Origin of the sequence: Candidatus Fukatsuia symbiotica, from assembly GCF_003122425.1 — a bacterium.
Lineage (GTDB): Bacteria > Pseudomonadota > Gammaproteobacteria > Enterobacterales > Enterobacteriaceae > Fukatsuia > Fukatsuia symbiotica.
In genome coordinates this window covers 1,916,264-1,935,706 of the sequence record NZ_CP021659.1, presented here as the reverse complement: position 1 = coordinate 1,935,706, position 19,443 = coordinate 1,916,264, and the positions used below count along the sequence as shown (strand labels likewise).

Here is a 19,443-nt window from a genome sequence, read left to right as displayed (position 1 = left end):
CTCTTAGAACCTGTTCGAAATCTCTTGTGCTTGCTGATACTTCGTCAAATTTTTTTGGGCTAAGCTTTAATGATAAATGATAAAGATCTCTCCACATGGCAGACTTTCCGGCGCCTCTGGCCGATGATCGCTCCTTTTAAAACCGGTCTCATCACCGCGGCGATAGCATTAATCCTTAACGCGGCCAGTGATACTTTTATGTTGTCATTGCTTAAACCACTGCTAGATGACGGTTTTGGCAAAGCAGATAGTTCAATTTTGATGTGGATGCCGTTGGCTATTATTGGTCTGATGCTAGTACGAGGTATAACGGGATTTATTTCAACTTATTGTATTGCATGGGTTTCTGGTAAAGTGGTGATGCATATGCGCCGTCGTCTATTTAGCCATATGATGGGTATGCCGGTTTCATTTTTCGATCAGCAGTCTACGGGAATGCTACTTTCTCGTATCACCTACGATTCGGAACAGGTCGCGTCCTCTTCTTCCAGTGCATTGATTACAGTCGTTAGGGAAGGTGCCTCTATCATCGGGCTGTTTATTATGATGTTTTATTACAGCTGGCAATTGTCATTAATTCTGATCGTTATTGCCCCTATTGTTTCACTGGCAATCCGCATGGTATCTAAACGCTTCCGTGATATCAGTAAAAATATGCAAAACACCATGGGGCAAGTGACCACCAGCGCAGAGCAAATGCTAAAAGGACACAAAGAAGTCTTGGTTTTCGGTGGACAAAAAACGGAAACCGAGCGTTTTGATACGGTTAGTAACCAAATGCGGCAACAAGGAATGCGCTTGGTTTCTGCCTCGTCGATCTCTGATCCTATTATTCAGTTAATTGCTTCTTTTGCGCTCGCTTTTGTATTGTACGCAGCGAGTTTCCCCAGCGTGATGGAAACCCTGACCGCTGGCACTATTACCGTAGTATTTGCTTCCATGATAGCGTTGATGCGTCCGCTAAAATCATTGACCAATATCAATTCTCAATTTCAGCGTGGCATGGCAGCTTGCCAAACCCTGTTCTCCATTCTCGATACTCGGCAAGAAAAAGATCAAGGTAAATTAGAAGTGACTCGGGTGAATGGAGATATTGAGTTTCGTAATGTCAGCTTTTCTTACCCAGGAAAAGAAGCCCCAGTATTAAACGATATTAATATACATATTCAGGCAGGGAAAATAGTGGCACTGGTTGGACGCTCCGGCTCAGGCAAATCGACTATTGCTAATCTTCTTACTCGTTTCTACGATGTCGATCAAGGTAACATTTCGATCGATCAGCATGATTTACGTGATTATAAACTGCGATCACTGCGTAATCAGATTGCATTAGTCTCACAGAATGTACATTTATTTAATGATACGGTCGCTAATAATATTGCCTATGCTAGAAATCAGCAATACAGTCGTGAGGAGATAGAGGAAGCAGCACGAATGGCTTATGCTACTGATTTTATTGATAAAATGGAGAACGGATTCGATACTTTGATTGGCGAAAATGGTGTAATGTTATCTGGAGGACAGCGTCAACGTATCGCGATTGCACGTGCTCTGCTACGTGACTGTCCTATTTTGATCCTCGATGAAGCGACCTCAGCATTAGATGCTGAATCTGAACGTGCCATTCAGGCCGCTCTCGAAACATTACAAAAAAATCGCACTTCATTAGTGATCGCACATCGCTTATCTACGATTGAAAAAGCGGATGAAATCTTAGTAATAGAAGATGGCTATATTATCGAACGAGGTGAACATAGTGAACTGTTAGCGAAACAAGGCGCTTATGCTCAACTTAACCGTATGCAATTTAGCCAATGATGCAGCGTATCTGGTCTGGTCGATCACATCTCTATTTGTTACTGCTACCCTTATCCTGGTTATATGGATTAGTAACCTGGTTGATTCGCGTGAGTTACCTGCGAGGTTGGCGTACCAGCTGGCGCTCACCGGTACCCATCGTGGTGGTAGGCAACCTTACCGTAGGAGGTAACGGCAAAACGCCAGTAGTTATCTGGTTAGTAGAACAACTACGGAAACGTGGGCTACGGATCGGAGTGGTTGCACGTGGTTACGGCGGTAAAGCGGCAAGTTATCCGTTAATACTCACAATGCAGACCACCACTGAACAAGCCGGCGATGAACCTGTACTGATTTTTCAACGTACTGGCGTACCCGTCGCTGTGTCGCCTAACCGTTCTGCAGCGGTTCAGGCCTTGCTCAGGGCATACCCGTTAGATTTGTTGATAACGGACGATGGTCTACAACATTATGCACTCCAGAGAGATTTTGAACTGGTTGTGATTGATGCGCTGCACCGTTTTGGTAACGGTTGGTGGTTACCTGCTGGTCCGATGCGTGAACGTGCAGGGCGGCTCGCTTCAGTGAATGCCATCATTATTAATGGTGGTTATGCGGGACCAGAGGAAATCCCTATGCAATTGCAAGCCTCTCAGGTAGTCAATCTGGTGACGGGAGAGCAAAGACCTGCTCAAAAATTGATACAGGTTATCGCCATGGCAGGTATTGGTCATCCGCCACGGTTTTTCTTGACACTGAAACAACTGGGTGTGACTGTGCAAAAAGAATATCACTTTGCTGATCATCAAAATTATTCGTTGGAACAATTGTTACCACTTGCCAACCAGCAACAATCCTTGCTGATGACTGAAAAAGATGCGGTAAAATGCCGTGCATTTGCAAAGCCATATTGGTGGTATCTGCCAGTTGATGCACAATTAGCCTCACCTCAGGCAGAAAAGCTATTGACGACCATTGGATCATTATGCAACCGAGAAACAAGATCTCAACATTAGACTTCTTGCAAAACCTACTATGTGTTTGCAAATACGTACTACGAATTCTGCGTTACCTGGTGCTTACAATCCTCATGTAGTTACATGTACCACGCAGTTACTGCGCGTAAAGCGCCTTGACTTCGCATAACAAACGACGGTTTTGCAAGAAGTCTATTATCCCGAAGAACCTATTCGAAGCAGGTAAAACATGACAGATCAAGAAAAAGAAACCACTGATTTTGGTTTTCGCACCGTCGCCAAAGAAAAAAAAACAGGTATGGTGGCAGAAATTTTTCATTCTGTTGCTGCCAAATACGATCTGATGAATGATTTAATGTCATTTGGAGTCCATCGGCTCTGGAAGCGTTTTACCGTAGATAGTAGCGGTGTACGGCCGGGTCAAAAGGTATTGGATTTGGCTGGAGGTACCGGTGATTTGACCGCCAGGTTCTCGCGATTGGTGGGCATTCAGGGCCAAGTTGTACTAGCGGATATCAATGAATCCATGCTGCGGGTCGGTCGTGAGAAACTACGTAACAAAGGCATCATTGCTAATGTCAGCTATGTTCAAGCTAATGCCGAAACCTTGCCTTTTCCAGATAATTATTTTGACTGTATCACTCTCTCTTTTGGCCTGCGCAATGTAACCGAAAAAGAGAAAGCATTACGTTCTATGTTTCGCGTACTCAAACCTGGAGGTCGTCTGTTGATTTTAGAATTCTCAAAACCTCTTTTTGAGCCAGTCAGCAAGATTTATGATGCATACTCATTCCATATCTTGCCTAAAATTGGCAAAATTGTGGCTCAGGATGCTGAAAGTTATCGTTATTTAGCCGAATCTATCCGTGTGCATCCCGATCAGGAAACACTTAAGGATATGATCAGTGATGCTGGCTTTGAAAACGTTACCTATTCCAATTTAACCGGTGGTATTGTTGCATTGCATCGGGGTTTCAAGTTTTGAGGACCTGTTCGAAATCTCTTGTGTTCGCCGTATTTTGGTCAAGTCATTCGTCAAAAACACGTTCAAAATGCTCATTGACTCCCTCTTGTTGTATACAAAGGGTAAACTGCGCTTTTTCGCGCATTTTTTCTTCGTCTGAGCGTCGCTCAAGAAGATTTGGAACAGGCTTCATAAGGTGGATGCTTTTATGTTTTTGACACCCTTAGTGGTTGCTGCGTTGGAAACATTGCTCAATAAACTGCTATTCCGTGATCACGGTATAAAAACGATACCTGCTCTTTTGGCAGCTAAAGTGCTACGTATCGAACTGGATGAATTGCAGACGCCGCTATTACTGTTATTTAGTGATCATCACGTTGATATATTGACCCAGTGGGAGGACAGCGTTGATTGTACCATTAAGACCCGTATCACCGTCCTGGCCAAGCTCAGAGACAGACAGCAGCTACCCACGCTTATGCTCAGTGGTGAACTGATCATAGAAGGTGATATTCAGGTTGCACAGCAGCTAATGACGTTGCTAGATCTGGAACAGTGGGATCCTACTGAATGGTTAACCCCTTATTTTGGTGATATTGCTACCGAAACCTTAAGCCAACTGCTGCACAAGGGACACACTTTCCTCACCACCCGTTGGCGACAACAACAGCGTTATTGCGCCGAAACCATAACTGAAGAATGGAAAATAGCGCCGACTCGGCTGGAAGTAGCATGGTTTAACGAAGAAGTGGATGCCAGCTTGCGTACTCTGGATAGCCTCAATACAAGATTGGCCAGGATGGAGATAACAAAATGATGACTCCAGGAGAGTTTCAACGTCTTTATTCGATTATTCGCATAATGATTATTTATGGTCTGGATGAATTAATTCCGATTATTCGCCTGACCTTACCCCTGCGTATCGGCTGCCGATTACTTTTTTGGCTAACAAACCGTCATAAAGATAAATCACTCGGTGAACGGTTACGTCTTGCTTTACAAGAACTAGGGCCAGTCTGGATCAAATTTGGCCAAATGATGTCAACTCGTCGTGATCTTTTATCGAAGGCCACTGCCGATCAACTGGCGTTATTACAGGATCGAGTAGATCCCTTCGATGGTGCACTCGCTCGTAAACACATTGAATTGGCAATGGGCACACCTTTAGAAACCTGGTTTGATGATTTTGATCAGCAAGCTTTAGCTTCAGCGTCGATCGCTCAGGTGCATACTGCTCGTTTGAAAAAAAATGGGCAAGAAGTAGTATTAAAAGTCATACGTCCCAATATCCGCCCGATTATCAAAGCCGATATACGTCTAATGTATCGTTTGGCAAAATGGATGCCTAAATTACTGCTTGATGGACACAGATTACGCCCGCATGAAGTCGTGAAGGAGTATGAAAAAACACTCTATGATGAGCTGAATTTGCTACATGAAGCCGCCAATGCCATCCAGTTACGTCGTAATTTTAACAATAGCCCAATGCTATATATCCCGAGGTGTATACCGATCTCTGTCGAGAAAATGTATTGGTCATGGAACGTATTTACGGTATACCGGTATCAGATATTACTGCATTGGAGAAGCAAGGCACCAATATGAAGCTACTTGCTGAACGAGGCGTTCAAATTTTCTTCACTCAGGTATTCCGTGACAGTTTCTTCCACGCAGATATGCACCCAGGTAATATTTTTGTCAGTTATCAACAACCACAGGATCCAATGTATATTGGCATTGATTGTGGCATTGTCGGCGTATTGAATAAAGCGGACAAACGCTATCTAGCAGAAAATTTTGTCGCTTTCTTTAATCGTGATTACCGACGTGTTGCCGAGTTACATGTTGATTCGGGTTGGGTACCGAGTGATACCAATATAGAAGACTTTGAGTTCTCTATTCGCATGGTTTGTGAACCCATTTTTGAAAAACCATTAGCTGAAATATCATTTGGTAACGTACTGCTGAACTTATTTAGTACCGCCCGACGTTTTAACATGGAAGTACAACCTCAGCTGGTATTGTTACAAAAAACATTATTGTATGTAGAAGGACTGGGACGCCAACTTTATCCTAAACTGGATCTATGGACGACGGCAAAACCATTTTTGGAAAACTGGTTGCGTGATCAAATTGGGTTGCCTGCAATGATCCGCACATTAAAAGAGAGGGCACCTTTTTGGGTAGAAAAATTTCCCGAGCTACCTGACATGATCTACGACAGCTTACAACGACATAAAATATTACAACAACGTCTGGATCAATTATCCTCGCAGATTAAAGAGCAGAAACGTCAAGAACAATCTCGTTATTTGTTTAGTGTCGGCGCTATACTGTTCATCAGTGGCACAATTTTACAATTGATTAGCATCTCTGTACTATCAATAGGGTTAATTGTTGTCGGTGTTCTAGTATGGCTGATGGGATGGAAGCGAGCTTGTTGATGGCGATGAAAGTCAGCATAAAACTGTGATCACCGCACGCGACAAATCATAAGGTTAGACGACGCATAGAGGTAGATAAAATGGGCGGCATAAGTGTTTGGCAGTTGATAATTATTGCTATAATCGTGGCTCTATTGTTTGGTACTAACAAGCTGCGCTCCCTCGGATCCGATCTAGGCGCCTCAATTAAAGGTTTTAAAAAATCGATGAGTGATGATACTTCTACACCTTCAACGGATAAATCGTCAACTGATGCTGATAATACGACCAATGATGCTGATTTTACGGCAAAAACTATTGCCGATAGCCCGCCTGATGTAAAAACAGAAAAATCTAAAAATGACAAAGAACAGGTATAAACCATGTTTGACATCGGGTTTGGTGAATTGCTGCTAATCATGGTAATCGGCCTCGTTGTGCTTGGGCCACAACGGTTGCCTGTGGCGGTAAGAACGGTTACAAGCTGGATCAAAACATTGCGTTCTTTGGCTACCACAGTGCAACAAGAACTGTCTCAAGAGCTAAAACTCCAGGAACTACAAGACAGTCTGAAAAAAGCCAAACAAGCGGGGTTACAGGGTATCACTCCAGAGCTGCAAGCTTCTATCGATGAACTAAAGCATGCCACAAAAACACTCCAGCAGACCTGCCATACAGAAAAATCCCATGCTGGCAATAATCCACAGCTTATTGATCCAGAGGCGATTCATGATGAGGTCGTGTCGACCACACCCATATCAACAACGGCAACTGATAACATTAAGAGCATTAAACCTCGTCCTCATCACTCTAGCAGGGATCAGTAAGTATGACTGTTGATAACACTCAACCTCTTATCAATCATTTAATAGAACTACGCAAACGGTTATTGAATTGTATCGTCACCGTATTAATCGTTTTTTTGGTATTAGTGTATTTCGCCAATGATATTTATCAATTAGTCTCTGCACCGTTAATCAAACAACTACCACAAGGTGCCAACATGATTGCGACTGACGTTGCGTCACCTTTTCTCACCCCCATCAAGCTAACTATAATGGTATCATTGTTTATTTCTGCTCCATTCATTCTTTATCAGGTTTGGGGATTTGTCGCACCGGCCTTGTATAAACATGAACGCCGCCTAATCTTACCATTACTGGCTTCGAGTAGTGTCTTATTCTACCTGGGCATGGCATTCGCGTATTTTATTGTCTTTCCACTGGCATTCAGTTTTTTCGCAAAAACTGCACCAGCGGGTGTCTTAATAGCAACAGACATCAATAACTATCTTGATTTTGTTATGGCGTTATTTGTAGCCTTTGGTGTTTCTTTTGAAGTGCCTATCGCCATTATTTTACTGTGTTGGAGTGGTGTGACTACGCCGGACGATTTAAAGAAAAAACGCCCATACATATTAGTCGGTGCCTTTGTCATTGGGATGCTACTGACTCCACCTGATGTTTTTTCACAAACATTACTCGCTATCCCAATGTATTTGCTATTCGAAGTCGGTGTTTTCAGCGCCCGTTTTTATCCGCTAAGACAGCACCACACCTCCATGGAAGAATAGCAAAACCTACTATGTACTGCAAATTCTGCGTTACCGGGTACTCGTAGTCCTCATATCAAGTACATTTAATAAATTTCGTAAAAAAAAAAGATATATACAAATTGCGGTATTCAATCAAAAAAATGATTTTTTATTTTTCCTAAATAGAGATTTATTTTTTATCTTTGCTTATTGATCAAACGGTTATTAAAACTCATCAACGCTCAGTAATCAAAAGAGCGTGTTCTATGCTTGACATTGAGCACTGTTAATCACTTATAATCTGTATGGTTTTAACACATTGACCTACGGCGGGGTGTTTATGAAAAACTTTAATCTGAAAGATCACATCAATGTCAGTAGAACTCAAAGTTCGACTGTTGAAGTCCCCTCACAACTTATGTCACTCGTATCAATGTTTAAAAAAAATGATAAACCTTGGGCAATTAAAAATTCAGCATCACAATATATGTATGCGAACGATGCCTACCTTAGCATGTTAAATTTAACCCATAAATTTAATATCGAAGGTCGATCAGATGGTGAAATACCCCATTCTACTGCTGAATTCGCGCTTTACTTTCAGCAACATGATCGTAAAGTTCAAGAACTGAAAAGAAGTTTATCTTCACTTGATATTCATCCTTACGGATCTCAGCAAATAATTCAACCCTATCTTTGTGAAAAATTCCCTTATGATGACGGAGAAGATGTCAAGATCATCGTTCATGCTAACAAATACCACTTCTTTTCCGATATGTTTTTTATAAATAGGAAATTGCCACACTCGCTGGTTTTTAGTCCACCGGAAAATTTATTTACCCGTAGCGAGCTTGACGTACTATTCTTGGCCGTGCGCCGCATGAAAGCGAAAGAAATAGGAAGAGTACTGAGTCGTTCTCACAGGACAGTAGAGAATAAATTGCGAGCCATTTATCGAAAAACCGGTATTCATTTTTTGGGTCAACTCATAGAATTCTGCCAAACAAAAGGTTTTGACAGATACGTCCCGCCTAGATTTCTGCGACCTTGTAGCCTGCTACTTGATTGTGATGATACGACGTAACTGTCATTCAAACACGACTGGAACCCACACAATTCATTAATTAGAATACTATTAGCATTTGAGTTATGAACATCATCGGAGCATCACTATTCGCGTCAATATTCGACCGTTAAGCCTGTTGCTCATCACCGATAGTGTGTATATGCTTACAGCATCTCGTATCATAAAGAAACAAGTAAAAATGAATTATTTAAATAAAGAAAACATTGAGCATATCGCAGTCGGTGCATCAGTTCTTGCCAGTGGTGGAGGCGGAGATCCTCACATTGGCAAACTCATGGCATTGAATGCACTAAAACAATATGGGTCCATTACACTCCTCTCGGTTGATGAACTAGAGCCAGATGCGCTTATCGTTTCTACAGGAACCATTGGCGCGACTATGGTCTCATTCGAAAAGTTAGCTAATGGTGAAGAATCGGTTACCGCTTGCCGGTTGATTGAAAAATACTTAAATAGAAAAATTTCGGCAATTTATCCTATTGAAATAGGGGGTATTAACTCACTGTGGCCTCTGGTAACAGCTGCTCGTCTTGGTGTGCCACTCGTTGATGTTGATGCGATGGGAAGAGCTTTCCCCGAGTATCACATGACTACACTCTCTCTTGGTACGGTTAGCGCTTCCCCTTTGGCTATCGTAGATGCAAAACTTAACATAAGTTTAATTCAAACGCAGGACAATCATATTACAGAAAAGCTTGCGCGCTCCCTATGTGCTGAAATGGGCGGCACTGCCTTCCTTGCCGCCTATCCCATTAGCCCTAATGACGCCAAAAAATCTGGTATTTTGGGTACACTTAGCTTTGCGCAACAGATTGGTGAAACGATAGAACGAGCACGAAATACTAAAGCGAATATTGTGCAAACATTGGCAGCGTTATTGCGGGGTTTTGTATTATTTCACGGAAAAATTACCAAGGTAGATCAACGTACTGTAGGAGGGTTTACCCGTGGTGTCGTCTATTTCGCAGGCACCGATAAGGATAATGGAAAAACGTTTGAAATATTTTTTCAAAATGAATATCTGCTGGCGCGAAGCGCAGAACGTACCTTATGCACTACCCCTGACCTGATTACTTTACTGGATGAAGAGACAGGAACACCGATCCTCACTGAACGATTACGCTACGGTATACGTGTTGTGGTGTTGGGGATACCTGCTAATGAAAAATGGAGAACAGCGCGTGGCATTGAGGTCGCGGGACCTGGTTACTTTAACTACGGCATAGACTATATACCGCTTGAAGAACGGGTCACCTCGAGCACTCGCGCCTAGGCATCGCATACGATCGTGTTGATAAGCATCTGAATGCTTTCCACATACAAAAAACGGCACCACCAGGTGCCGTTTTATATTTCTAAAGCAAAAATCTTAAAGGTTTCATGAACCCGTTATCTGGCGCAGTTTATTTCACAGCCTCACGTAACCCTTTACCCGGTTTAAAGTGTGGAACGCATTTACAGTCCATCTCAACCGGTTCGCCGGTTTTAGGATTACGGGCACAACGTCGAGCACGATGGCGGAGCTTTAAACTACCAAATCCTCGCACTTCCATATGCTCACCTCTGGCTAAGGTCCCCACAACATGATTCAACATTTCGGTTACAACTTCTGCAACGACTTTATTTGGTAGTCTAGTTTCCTTGTCAGCTATTCTCTTAATCAAGACAGACTTGGGTACCTCTGGCTTCTTCTTGGGTGTTTCTATCATATTACCTCCAAGTTCTTAGCTAAACCGCCTAACAGGGATGGAAAAACCGTAGCGGTTATTCCTGTTATCACTATTCGCCTTTTGCCACTTTGAACGCTTCGGCCATAGCATTAGAAAAATTGCCTTCTTCTTGCTTACTGTTATTGCTAACAGCTGCTACTACGGTTTCTTTCTCGTTGGTTTCGTCCTTAGCACGAAGAGACAACATGATGACACGGTTCTTACGGTCAACGTTGGCGTATTTGACTTCGATGGCATCACCCATCTTTAGAGTCGACATGATATCTTCAGTGCGATCACGAGCGGTGTCGGAAGCACGTAGACACCCTTCTACACCATCCGCCAGTTTAACTGTAGCACCTTTAGCATCAACTGCTGTAATTTTACCCGGCACTATAGCCCCTTTCTTATGCACTGATAGGTAACTATTGAATGGGTCTTCTGCCAGTTGCTTTATACCTAAGGAGATACGCTCGCGTTCTGCATCAACTTGTAAAACTATGGCGGCGATTTCATCACCTTTTTTGTATTTACGCACTGCTTCTTCACCGGGTTCTTCCCAAGAGAGATCAGACAAATGAACCAGGCCGTCGATACCGCCATCTAAACCGATAAAAACACCAAAGTCAGTGATGGATTTGATTTTTCCTTCAACACGGTCATTTTTACTGTGAGTTTCTGCAAACTGTTCCCACGGATTCATTTTGCACTGTTTCAGACCGAGGGAAATGCGGCGACGGTCTTCATCAATATCAAGTACCATCACTTCAACTTCATCACCAACGTCAACCACTTTAGATGGATGAATGTTTTTATTTGTCCAGTCCATTTCGGAAACGTGTACCAAACCTTCAACGCCTTCTTCGATCTCTACGAAGCAACCGTAATCAGTCAGATTAGTGACTCGACCCGTCAACCTAGTCTTTTCAGGGTAACGCTTAGCAATGGCAACCCAAGGATCTTCACCCAATTGTTTCAGGCCTAGTGATACACGAGTACGTTCACGGTCATATTTCAAAATTTTGACTTTTATTTCGTCGCCTACGTTGACAATCTCACCGGGGTGCTTAACGCGTTTCCAAGCCATGTCAGTAATGTGTAACAAGCCATCGACGCCACCCAAATCAACAAATGCACCGTAATCAGTCAGGTTTTTAACGATACCCTGAACTACCGCGCCTTCTTGCAGGTTTTCCAGCAATTGATCACGTTCGGCGCTGTTTTCCGATTCGATAACGGCACGACGCGAAACCACAACGTTGTTGCGTTTTTGATCCAGCTTGATAACTTTGAATTCAAGATTTTTGCCTTCTAGATGCAACGTATCACGAACAGGACGGACATCAACCAATGAACCAGGTAAAAACGCGCGGATGCTGTCGATCTCAACAGTAAAACCACCTTTCACTTTGCCGTTAATGATACCGCTAACGGTTTCTGCATTTTGATAAGCTTTGCCCAGACTCACCCATGCTTCGTGGCGTTTAGCTTTCTCACGGGATAACAATGTTTCACCAAAGCCGTCTTCGATTGCATCTAGTGCAACGTCAATTTCGTCACCAACCTGGATTTCCAGTTCACCTCGTCCATCCCTGAACTGTTCCATGGGAATCGCTGATTCAGATTTTAGACCGGCATCAACCAGTACGACACCTTTACCGATAGAGACAACAACACCACGGACGATAGAACCAGGACGTGTTTGAATTTCTTTTAGGGATTCTGCAAAGAGTTGAGCAAAAGATTCTGTCATTTTAATGATCTTCAAGGGTTATCGTATAACTTCCATCTAGCCTCCCGCCGAATGGGGTTGTTTCATATGTCTCACCACCGATCCTTGGTAGCAAGGTTAATTAACGCTTTTTGCCTGCTAGTACAGGCTTATCAACGCCTCCCGTCTTAATACCCCCACAGGGATGGCTAAATTTTTTTTCGAATATAGGCCAATGACTCTGTGAACACCTGCTCAATAGACATCTTGGTTGCATCCAGTACCAAGGCGTCCGCTGCGGGGACCAAGGGCGCAACAGACCGATTGCGATCACGATTATCACGCTCTTGTATATCGACTAAAAGACGCTCAAAGTTAACATTAAACCCCTTTTCCTGCAACTGTAGAGTACGCCGCCGTGCACATTCTTCTACGCTAGCAGAGAGAAATATTTTAACAGGAGCATCCGGAAACACTACCGTACCCATATCACGACCATCAGCAATCAAGCCGGGTTTTTTGCGGAATTCCCGTTGGCGACGCAATAGTGCCTCACGGATCCGTGGAAATGTTGCTATTTGAGACGCTCTGTTACCTATGGCTTCAGTGCGGATTTCATTGCTGACATCCTCACCTTCTAGAATAACTTGCAATTGCTTGTTGTTTGAGACAAAGCAAACATCGAGATTTGCGGCAATGGGAACCAACGCTTCTTCGGTATTGATATCAAGTTGATGATGTGAAGCTGCCAGTGCTAAAACACGATAAATAGCACCAGAATCCAGTAAATGCCACTTTAGCAATTCAGCTAATGCGTTGCATAATGTGCCCTTACCCACTCCACTAGGTCCATCAACGGTTATCACCGGGACTATCACCGTCATTTTTTCTCTCCTATCACTGAACCTCATGTTAGCCCGATAGGGCTAACACCGGCGCGGCATTATACGCTTTATCGTTACTAAACGTTAACTCTATAGCTGTTTAAAAAAAATGTAGGAACCTATTAAAAATCTATTACGTTTCTTAATTAGACCTTTTGCATAACCTGCTAAGTGGTGTGAATTCGGTATTACACGGTACTAAAGCTTCATGTATTCGCATGTACACAGCGGCTACTGTAAGCTCTGACTTCACATAACGAACAACGGTTTTGCAAGAGATCTATTGATGCAAACGGCTGAAATACTGAAAATAATCAGGGAAAGTTTTGTTAACACAATGAGGATTTAGCAGAGTTATCGGGATATCCGATAGTGCCACCAGTGAAAAGCACATTGCTATACGATGGTCGTTATAGGTGTTTATTTCAGTAGAAATGAACTTTTCTGGCGGAGTAATACGGATGTAGTCTGTGTTTTCTTCTACTTTGGCACCTATTTTCCGTAGTTCTGTCGCCATCGCGGATAAACGATCCGTTTCTTTCATTCGCCAGTTATAAATATTACGTAGGGTAGTGGATCCCGTAGCAAACAATGCGGTAGTCGCGATAGTCATAGCGGCATCAGGTATTGGGTTCATATCCATATCGATACCGTGTAATTGGCCGCGGCAGCATTCAATATAATTTTCGCCCCACTTTATCGTTGCCCCCATTTTTTCCAGCACCTCGGCAAATTTGATGTCACCCTGTATGCTTTTTTTGCCAACACCCGTCACCCGGACCATGCCACCCTTAATCGCTGCGGCTGCTAAAAAATATGAAGCTGAAGAAGCATCCCCTTCCACATGATATTCCCCGGGCGAATGATAGTGCTGCCTACCCTTGATATAAAATTGTTGATAATTTTGTTGGTAAACGTCAACGCCGAAAATTTTCATTAAATGCAGCGTGATATCGATATAGGGCTTAGATACCATATCACCCTGAATCTGAATATGGGTATCTTGAGCTGCCATGGGAGCTGCTATCAATAATGCACTGAGGAACTGGCTGGAAATACTGCCATCAAGCGTCAAATTACCGCCACAAAAACCGCCCGTTAAGCGCAGTGGTGGATAATTGTTCTGTTCTAGATAGCCGATTTGTGCCCCCCCTGACGCAATGCGTCAACCAAATGTCCAATGGGTCTCTGTTTCATGCGTGTTTCACCGGTCAAAATAATCTCATTATTACCTAGGCACAGAACAGCGGTGAGAGGGCGCATCGCAGTACCTGCATTACCCAAAAAGAGTTGCGGAGTGTCGTTGGCAAAAGGTGCATGGTTGGCAAACAGCGCTCTGCCTAATCCATTAATTTCGCAGTGAGTCTTGTTAATAGCAAGCTGATAAGTGACACCCAGCGTTTTTAATGCTTTAAGCATGTGGTGAATATCATCGCTGTTTAACAAATTGTGGATCCGGGTCGTCCCCGTCGCCAATGCCGCCAATAGCAACACCCGGTTAGAGATGCTTTTCGAACCGGGTAAATTAAGAGTACCGTTAACCAAAGGGATAGGTCGTAGCGTTAAGGACTCATTCATGAGGACATTGCTCAAACTCAGACATAAAATTGACCAATGCTTTTACACCATCAAGTGGCATAGCGTTATAAATAGAAGCTCTCATCCCGCCAACTGCAGAATGGCCTTTTAATGCCTGTAAGCCTCGCTTTTTGGCTTTTTTTAGGAAAATTTCATCCAACATAGGATCAGTCAATTGGAAAGGCACATTCATCACTGAACGGTTATTCCCGGCAACCTTGTTACGATAAAGCTTGCTGTTATCAATGAATGAATACAACAAGTTAGCCTTAACCTTATTGCGTTTTTCCATCTCGGCAAGGCCGCCTTGTTCTTTTAGCCATTTAAATACCAAACTGGCGAGGTACCAGGCAAAAGTAGGGGGGTATTAAACATAGAGTTGTAATCGGTCAACGTTTTATAATTAAGAATAGAAGGGGTTAGCGGGTGTGCTGTGCCCAGTAAATCCTTACGTACAATCACGAGCGTTAATCCTGCGGGTCCAATATTTTTTTGCGCCCCGGCATAGATCACGCCATAGCGACTCACGTCTATCGGGCGAGAAAGCAACGATGAAGAAAAATCGGCAACCACAATTTTACCCGGAAAATTCGGTTGTTCATCGATGGTGATACCGTCGATGGTTTCATTCGGGCAATAGTGCACATAAGCGGCATCATCATGTAATGACCATTGACTCATAGGTTTAACACCATTTCGTCCATCGGTACATGTGGTAGTAATGTTAACTACCTTGGGTTTGCAATAACGAACTGCTTCTTTGATCGCGCTGTTCGCCCAAAAACCGCCATTAACATAATCGGCAGTTGTGTTGGTACCCAACAGATTAAGTGGAACTGCCGCAAATTGTCCCCTGGCTCCACCTTGACAAAACAGCACCTGATAATTACTGGGAATATTTAATAGCTCGCACAGATCTTTTTCAGACTCCTGAGCTAAAGCAAGAAATTCTTTACTACGATGGCTGATTTCCATCACAGAAGTGCCTAGATCCTGCCAGTTAGATAATTCTTTTGCCGCACGGTGCAACACCTCGGCAGGTAGCATCGCGGGTCCCGCGCTGAAATTATAAATTGTGGCCATTTTATCACCTGTTGGTTAACATTAATCACTACGCAGCAGCTTTAATACTGGCGTGACATCGGGCATCACACCATGCCAAAGTTTAAATGCATGTGCCGCTTGGCTAACTAGCATACCTAAACCATCGGTATAGTGTATTGCGCCATGCTTCGCGACCCAAGTGAGAAAGGGGGTCAAACCTGATTGATAGCACAAATCATAGCAACCTGTATCATTGGATATAATAGAGGCAGGCAATCTGGGCATGTCATTATTCATCGCCGAACCAGTGGCATTGATAATTAAATTAAATTTTTCTCCGGCTAATGCCATCATGTCCCATGCATCAACATGCTGTTTAAAATGTTCTCTGAGCTGTTGTGCACGACTAAAAGTGCGATTGGTGATAACGATATGGCAACCATACGAGAGTAAAGGCGGGATGATCCCACGAGCTGCGCCGCCAGCTCCGATCAATAGGATACGATCTTGTGTCTGGATTAAATTCAGCCTCACAAGATCACTCAATAAGCCCATGCCGTCGGTATTATCGCCAAGCCATCGTCCGTCGTCTAAACGCTTTAAAGTATTCACTGCACCCGCCAGTGCTGCTCTTTCAGTAAGCTGGTGGCATAGCTCATAGTGACAGCCCTGTTTATGGTGACGAAATAGCGCGTAGGCGCGTTCCTTAAACGGCATGGTAATATTAGCCCCTTGTGCACCAGCAGCAAAAAAAGCGGTCAACGTTGCTTCAAAATCAGCATGGGTCGCCAGTATCGCACTGTACTGCTGCGAAATACCGGTTTGTGCGGCAAAAAGCGCATGAATTTTAGGTGATTTACTGTGTTCGATAGGATTACCAAAAACTGCAAATTGCGGCATATTTTTTCTCTATGAAACCTTTTTGTGAGTCCATGAGGATCGCGAGCACCCGGTAACACAGAATTTGCAGCAGGTAGTAGGTTTTGCAAGAAGTCTACTGTTAGCTTAGCCCTGACGCACTTGTTTGCCGGTTAAGCTATCTCTGATTTCAGAAGGCTTTTCACGACCGCCAATCTGTCCGGATAACACAGGTAAAACTGTGCCAAATTGCATTTTAACTTCGCTCTCACTGCGGCAAGGTTGGCAACCACTTAAATTCGCACTGGTTGAAACCACCGGCTTACCATAATAAGTACAAAGCTGTTGCACTAGCGGATGATCAATCACCCTGACGGCGAGCGAGTTGAAGCGTCCGGTCAACCAACAAGGCGTCTCTGAACGAGCAGGGATCACCCAGGTGACGGCGCCTGGCCAGCTGGCAAAGACATTTTGCCGCTGTACCCTATTCAGTTGTGTATCATCCACATAAGGCCTTAACTGATCATAATTCGCTGCCACCAAAATCAATCCTTTTTCCCGAGGACGTCGTTTTAAGGCTAATAAGGCATCAACGGCCTTTTCGCTATCAGGATCACAGCCCAGGCCGAATACGGCTTCTGTCGGATAGGCAATCACTTCTTCACGTTGCAATGCTAACACTATGTTAGCCATATTTTTATTTATCACAGAGGCTTTTCTTATTTTCTACCCAGAGATAAAGATCGTTCACGGTATTAATATCAATGATATCTTCTTCATTCATATCAAGCTTCAGTTGCTCACTGATCATGATCACCATATCGATCAGTGCGATGGAATCTGCGTATAATTCATCAACCAGGTGCTTTTCACCACTGATATCCTGCTCGTCACATCCTAGACAAGCAACCAGGATTTGGCGGATGACGGCCTCGTACTCAGTTTTACCACTCTTCTTCATCCTTCGATCCCCAATCTTCTTCATTACTAGGCGCAGTACTCGACGTCATAATCTCCGACATCCAAGGTTTATACAAGGTCTTAAAGCCGAAGCTTTCCATGATTTTATCATCATCTTTAGCGGCATCTTGTGCCTTGAGTCTATCGTCAAGTTTTGCCTCAGAGATAACCTTTTCTTTAAAAGATTGCCTCAATATTCTTATCCTTTGCGGTTCTCGGTAAGACTCTTTAGCAGAATCTATAGCGGATTTTTTATAATCAGACTCAAACCGATAGAAAGCTTCTTTTAATCCCTGGGATCTAGCATCAAAATCATCAGGACGGGTGGCATTTTTATCAAGATCATCCATTAACGTTTTAATTCTATCCCTCAGTCGCAGAGGAGGCTTGCTTTCATTCGATGAAACCGAGCCTGAATCATAAAATACCCCACCAATAGACTCTATCATAGCTTTTCCTTCTCAGTCTTTACATCTGTGTCATTGTTTAATTGAGCAGCGTCAAATTTTGTTTGAAAAACCTCTCTCAGTTGTTGTAAAGCATTTTGTGAGAGTTGGCGGCATTCTGTCATCGCCTCATTGGCCAGTGATAAACCGGTAACGGCTTGTTCAAGAAATTCATCGGGAACAAATTCAGCAATGTGATCAGCGTATTTAATGACAAACCTGGTTTCTTCATGGTATTCAATGTTTATCGGTTTACTCCAAGTTTCATGAAGAAATTGCAACAATTGAGCATGTCTTTTTTTGGCATAGGTTGGCAGGATTAAATGTAATACAGGCGCATTATCAACCTGTTCTTTATCTAATTTATGCAACCATTCATCTACCAGAATAATCAGTAAATCAGGGTGGTCCAGTGCGTTGGACAACATTTCTTTGGCCCGTACTTGTAAAGTCGCGTTTAATTTATCACTTAAATTATGACTCGCATCAATATATTGCGTAATATGCTGTGCCGCAGTAATCACACCTTGTTGATAACCTTCAGCGTAGGCATTCTTTTGTATTTTTTCCGCGTCTACTGTCGCCTGCTTAAGGATTTTTTTTGCACGCCAAAAGGCTTCAGACAAGATATTTTTTGCCCGTTTTTGCCCAGTTACTTGTGCCCGTGTCAGTAATACGCCTTCATGTGCCGCTGAAGGAGAAAGTAAGGGAATATTTTTTAACATAGTGAATAGCCACAGTAATAAATTTGGTTAATATTTTTATTCATATTTTGTCTTAGAGACTATTCGAAATCATGCACGTAAACAGGTTTCTACTGCACCGGTCACTTTTTTGGTCAGGGCGGATATCAGTGAAACGTCAAAATTATATTCACCAAGTTCTTTTTGCAATTGAGCAAGCTCATCGGTGCTTATCCTAGGATTGGCTATTTTTGCTAAAATTTCATTTCTTCTATCAGAAAAATCTACCGCATTGGTAGCATAAGACTGAACCATACGATCTTCCAGCGAGACTATTGGGTTGTTATCTGGCGTAATATCATTAGCAACAGCCGCCATACCTTTAATATTTTCTAGTGAATTCATGATTACCTCTATGGATTGAAAGATAAAAAAAGAAAGCAGGGCAGTCCCCTGCCTTTCTGTTAACGGAAGTTACCCACAATACTCATATCAATATCTTTCAGTGCTTTTATCGTATTAGATTGCGCATTTCTGATGATGGTATAGGTACTGAGTTTTTGTTGATAGTCAGCCAGATGTGATGGTGAATCTATGTTTCCCGGTTTTTTTAATTCATCTAAAGCTTTTTTATATTTAGCTTGAGCAGAAATTACACTAGCATTAAAATCTGTAGATACGTCTGCTAAATAACTTTTGCCTCCGTTATTGAAATGTTCTACAATTTCATTGACATCCTTAATATATTCATTTTTAACTGGTGTGGGTGCAGTAGTTGACATTTTATT

General features: G+C 43.0%; 19 protein-coding genes and 4 pseudogenes. 10 read left to right on the top strand and 13 right to left on the bottom strand.

Annotated elements, in window-relative coordinates; genetic code table 11:
- The first annotated feature begins 69 nt into the window (after positions 1-69).
- The 3 genes from msbA to ubiE all read left to right on the top strand — a co-directional run bounded on the left by msbA (position 70) and on the right by ubiE (position 3,759).
- Complete coding sequence (gene msbA / locus CCS41_RS09245; RefSeq protein ID WP_072550153.1) at positions 70-1,818, top strand: lipid A ABC transporter ATP-binding protein/permease MsbA; 1,749 nt, start codon at positions 70-72, stop codon at positions 1,816-1,818.
- On the top strand, positions 1,815-2,813 hold the full coding sequence (gene lpxK / locus CCS41_RS09240) for a tetraacyldisaccharide 4'-kinase (protein WP_072550154.1): 999 nt from the start codon (positions 1,815-1,817) through the stop codon (positions 2,811-2,813). The genes msbA and lpxK overlap by 4 nt, the downstream gene beginning before the upstream one ends.
- A gap of 190 nt (positions 2,814-3,003) precedes the next feature.
- Positions 3,004-3,759 carry a bifunctional demethylmenaquinone methyltransferase/2-methoxy-6-polyprenyl-1,4-benzoquinol methylase UbiE gene (ubiE, locus tag CCS41_RS09235; protein WP_072550155.1) on the top strand — a complete coding sequence of 252 codons (756 nt, stop codon included), beginning with the start codon at positions 3,004-3,006 and terminating at the stop codon, positions 3,757-3,759.
- 43 nt (positions 3,760-3,802) lie between these two features.
- Here ubiE and CCS41_RS17225 read toward each other — a convergent pair whose 3' ends face one another.
- Entirely contained in the window at positions 3,803-3,931 is a 129-nt protein-coding gene (locus CCS41_RS17225; RefSeq protein WP_275887655.1) for a hypothetical protein, read from the bottom strand.
- Positions 3,932-3,946: 15 nt separating this feature from the next.
- Here CCS41_RS17225 and CCS41_RS09230 point away from each other — a divergent pair, with 15 nt between their 5' ends.
- The 7 genes and pseudogenes from CCS41_RS09230 to CCS41_RS09200 all read left to right on the top strand — a co-directional run bounded on the left by CCS41_RS09230 (position 3,947) and on the right by CCS41_RS09200 (position 10,055).
- On the top strand, positions 3,947-4,555 hold the full coding sequence (locus CCS41_RS09230) for a ubiquinone biosynthesis accessory factor UbiJ (RefSeq protein WP_072550156.1): 609 nt from the start codon (positions 3,947-3,949) through the stop codon (positions 4,553-4,555).
- Positions 4,552-6,182, top strand: a pseudogene (gene ubiB / locus CCS41_RS09225) (ubiquinone biosynthesis regulatory protein kinase UbiB). Before CCS41_RS09230 ends, ubiB begins: the two are co-directional and overlap by 4 nt.
- An 80-nt stretch (positions 6,183-6,262) precedes the next feature.
- Positions 6,263-6,541, top strand: a complete 279-nt coding sequence (tatA, locus tag CCS41_RS09220) for a twin-arginine translocase TatA/TatE family subunit (protein WP_072550157.1) — start codon at positions 6,263-6,265, stop codon at positions 6,539-6,541.
- A gap of 3 nt (positions 6,542-6,544) precedes the next feature.
- Positions 6,545-6,916, top strand: a pseudogene (gene tatB / locus CCS41_RS09215) (Sec-independent protein translocase protein TatB); the annotation flags it as partial.
- Positions 6,917-6,990: 74 nt separating this feature from the next.
- Positions 6,991-7,734: a Sec-independent protein translocase subunit TatC gene (gene tatC, locus CCS41_RS09210; protein ID WP_072550159.1), complete on the top strand. Its 744-nt coding sequence runs from the start codon at positions 6,991-6,993 to the stop codon at positions 7,732-7,734.
- A gap of 301 nt (positions 7,735-8,035) precedes the next feature.
- A complete protein-coding gene (locus CCS41_RS09205) occupies positions 8,036-8,779 on the top strand; it encodes a helix-turn-helix transcriptional regulator (RefSeq protein ID WP_083429591.1) in 744 nt (247 codons plus the stop codon).
- A 181-nt stretch (positions 8,780-8,960) separates the two neighbouring features.
- Positions 8,961-10,055 carry a DUF917 domain-containing protein gene (locus tag CCS41_RS09200; protein WP_072550161.1) on the top strand — a complete coding sequence of 365 codons (1,095 nt, stop codon included), beginning with the start codon at positions 8,961-8,963 and terminating at the stop codon, positions 10,053-10,055.
- A gap of 130 nt (positions 10,056-10,185) precedes the next feature.
- Here CCS41_RS09200 and CCS41_RS09195 read toward each other — a convergent pair whose 3' ends face one another.
- From CCS41_RS09195 to sctF, 12 genes and pseudogenes are all read right to left on the bottom strand, one after another.
- Positions 10,186-10,491: an HU family DNA-binding protein gene (locus tag CCS41_RS09195; RefSeq protein ID WP_072550162.1), complete on the bottom strand. Its 306-nt coding sequence runs from the start codon at positions 10,489-10,491 to the stop codon at positions 10,186-10,188.
- Positions 10,492-10,561: 70 nt separating this feature from the next.
- Positions 10,562-12,244 (bottom strand): 30S ribosomal protein S1, encoded by a 1,683-nt coding sequence (gene rpsA, locus CCS41_RS09190; RefSeq protein ID WP_072550163.1) that lies wholly within the window; start codon positions 12,242-12,244, stop codon positions 10,562-10,564.
- 167 nt (positions 12,245-12,411) lie between these two features.
- A complete protein-coding gene (gene cmk / locus CCS41_RS09185; RefSeq protein ID WP_072550164.1) occupies positions 12,412-13,086 on the bottom strand; it encodes a (d)CMP kinase in 675 nt (224 codons plus the stop codon).
- Positions 13,087-13,366: 280 nt separating this feature from the next.
- Positions 13,367-14,664, bottom strand: a pseudogene (gene aroA, locus CCS41_RS09180) (3-phosphoshikimate 1-carboxyvinyltransferase).
- A pseudogene (gene serC, locus CCS41_RS09175) lies at positions 14,657-15,747 on the bottom strand (3-phosphoserine/phosphohydroxythreonine transaminase). The pseudogenes aroA and serC overlap by 8 nt, the downstream one beginning before the upstream one ends.
- A gap of 21 nt (positions 15,748-15,768) precedes the next feature.
- Positions 15,769-16,608: a shikimate dehydrogenase gene (gene aroE, locus CCS41_RS09170; protein ID WP_072550167.1), complete on the bottom strand. Its 840-nt coding sequence runs from the start codon at positions 16,606-16,608 to the stop codon at positions 15,769-15,771.
- A gap of 105 nt (positions 16,609-16,713) precedes the next feature.
- Positions 16,714-17,259: an L-threonylcarbamoyladenylate synthase type 1 TsaC gene (gene tsaC / locus CCS41_RS09165; RefSeq protein ID WP_072550188.1), complete on the bottom strand. Its 546-nt coding sequence runs from the start codon at positions 17,257-17,259 to the stop codon at positions 16,714-16,716.
- A gap of 4 nt (positions 17,260-17,263) precedes the next feature.
- On the bottom strand, positions 17,264-17,527 hold the full coding sequence (locus CCS41_RS09160) for a phosphopantetheine-binding protein (RefSeq protein ID WP_072550168.1): 264 nt from the start codon (positions 17,525-17,527) through the stop codon (positions 17,264-17,266).
- Positions 17,511-17,975: a hypothetical protein gene (locus tag CCS41_RS09155; protein WP_072550169.1), complete on the bottom strand. Its 465-nt coding sequence runs from the start codon at positions 17,973-17,975 to the stop codon at positions 17,511-17,513. The genes CCS41_RS09160 and CCS41_RS09155 overlap by 17 nt, the downstream gene beginning before the upstream one ends.
- Positions 17,972-18,697, bottom strand: coding sequence for an HrpE/YscL family type III secretion apparatus protein (locus CCS41_RS16695; protein ID WP_072550170.1), 726 nt, complete (start codon positions 18,695-18,697; stop codon positions 17,972-17,974). The genes CCS41_RS09155 and CCS41_RS16695 overlap by 4 nt, the downstream gene beginning before the upstream one ends.
- A 69-nt stretch (positions 18,698-18,766) precedes the next feature.
- Positions 18,767-19,060 carry a type III secretion system inner rod subunit SctI gene (gene sctI / locus CCS41_RS09140; RefSeq protein ID WP_072550171.1) on the bottom strand — a complete coding sequence of 98 codons (294 nt, stop codon included), beginning with the start codon at positions 19,058-19,060 and terminating at the stop codon, positions 18,767-18,769.
- 59 nt (positions 19,061-19,119) lie between these two features.
- Positions 19,120-19,437 carry a type III secretion system needle filament subunit SctF gene (gene sctF, locus CCS41_RS17220; RefSeq protein WP_083429593.1) on the bottom strand — a complete coding sequence of 106 codons (318 nt, stop codon included), beginning with the start codon at positions 19,435-19,437 and terminating at the stop codon, positions 19,120-19,122.
- Positions 19,438-19,443 lie beyond the last annotated feature (6 nt).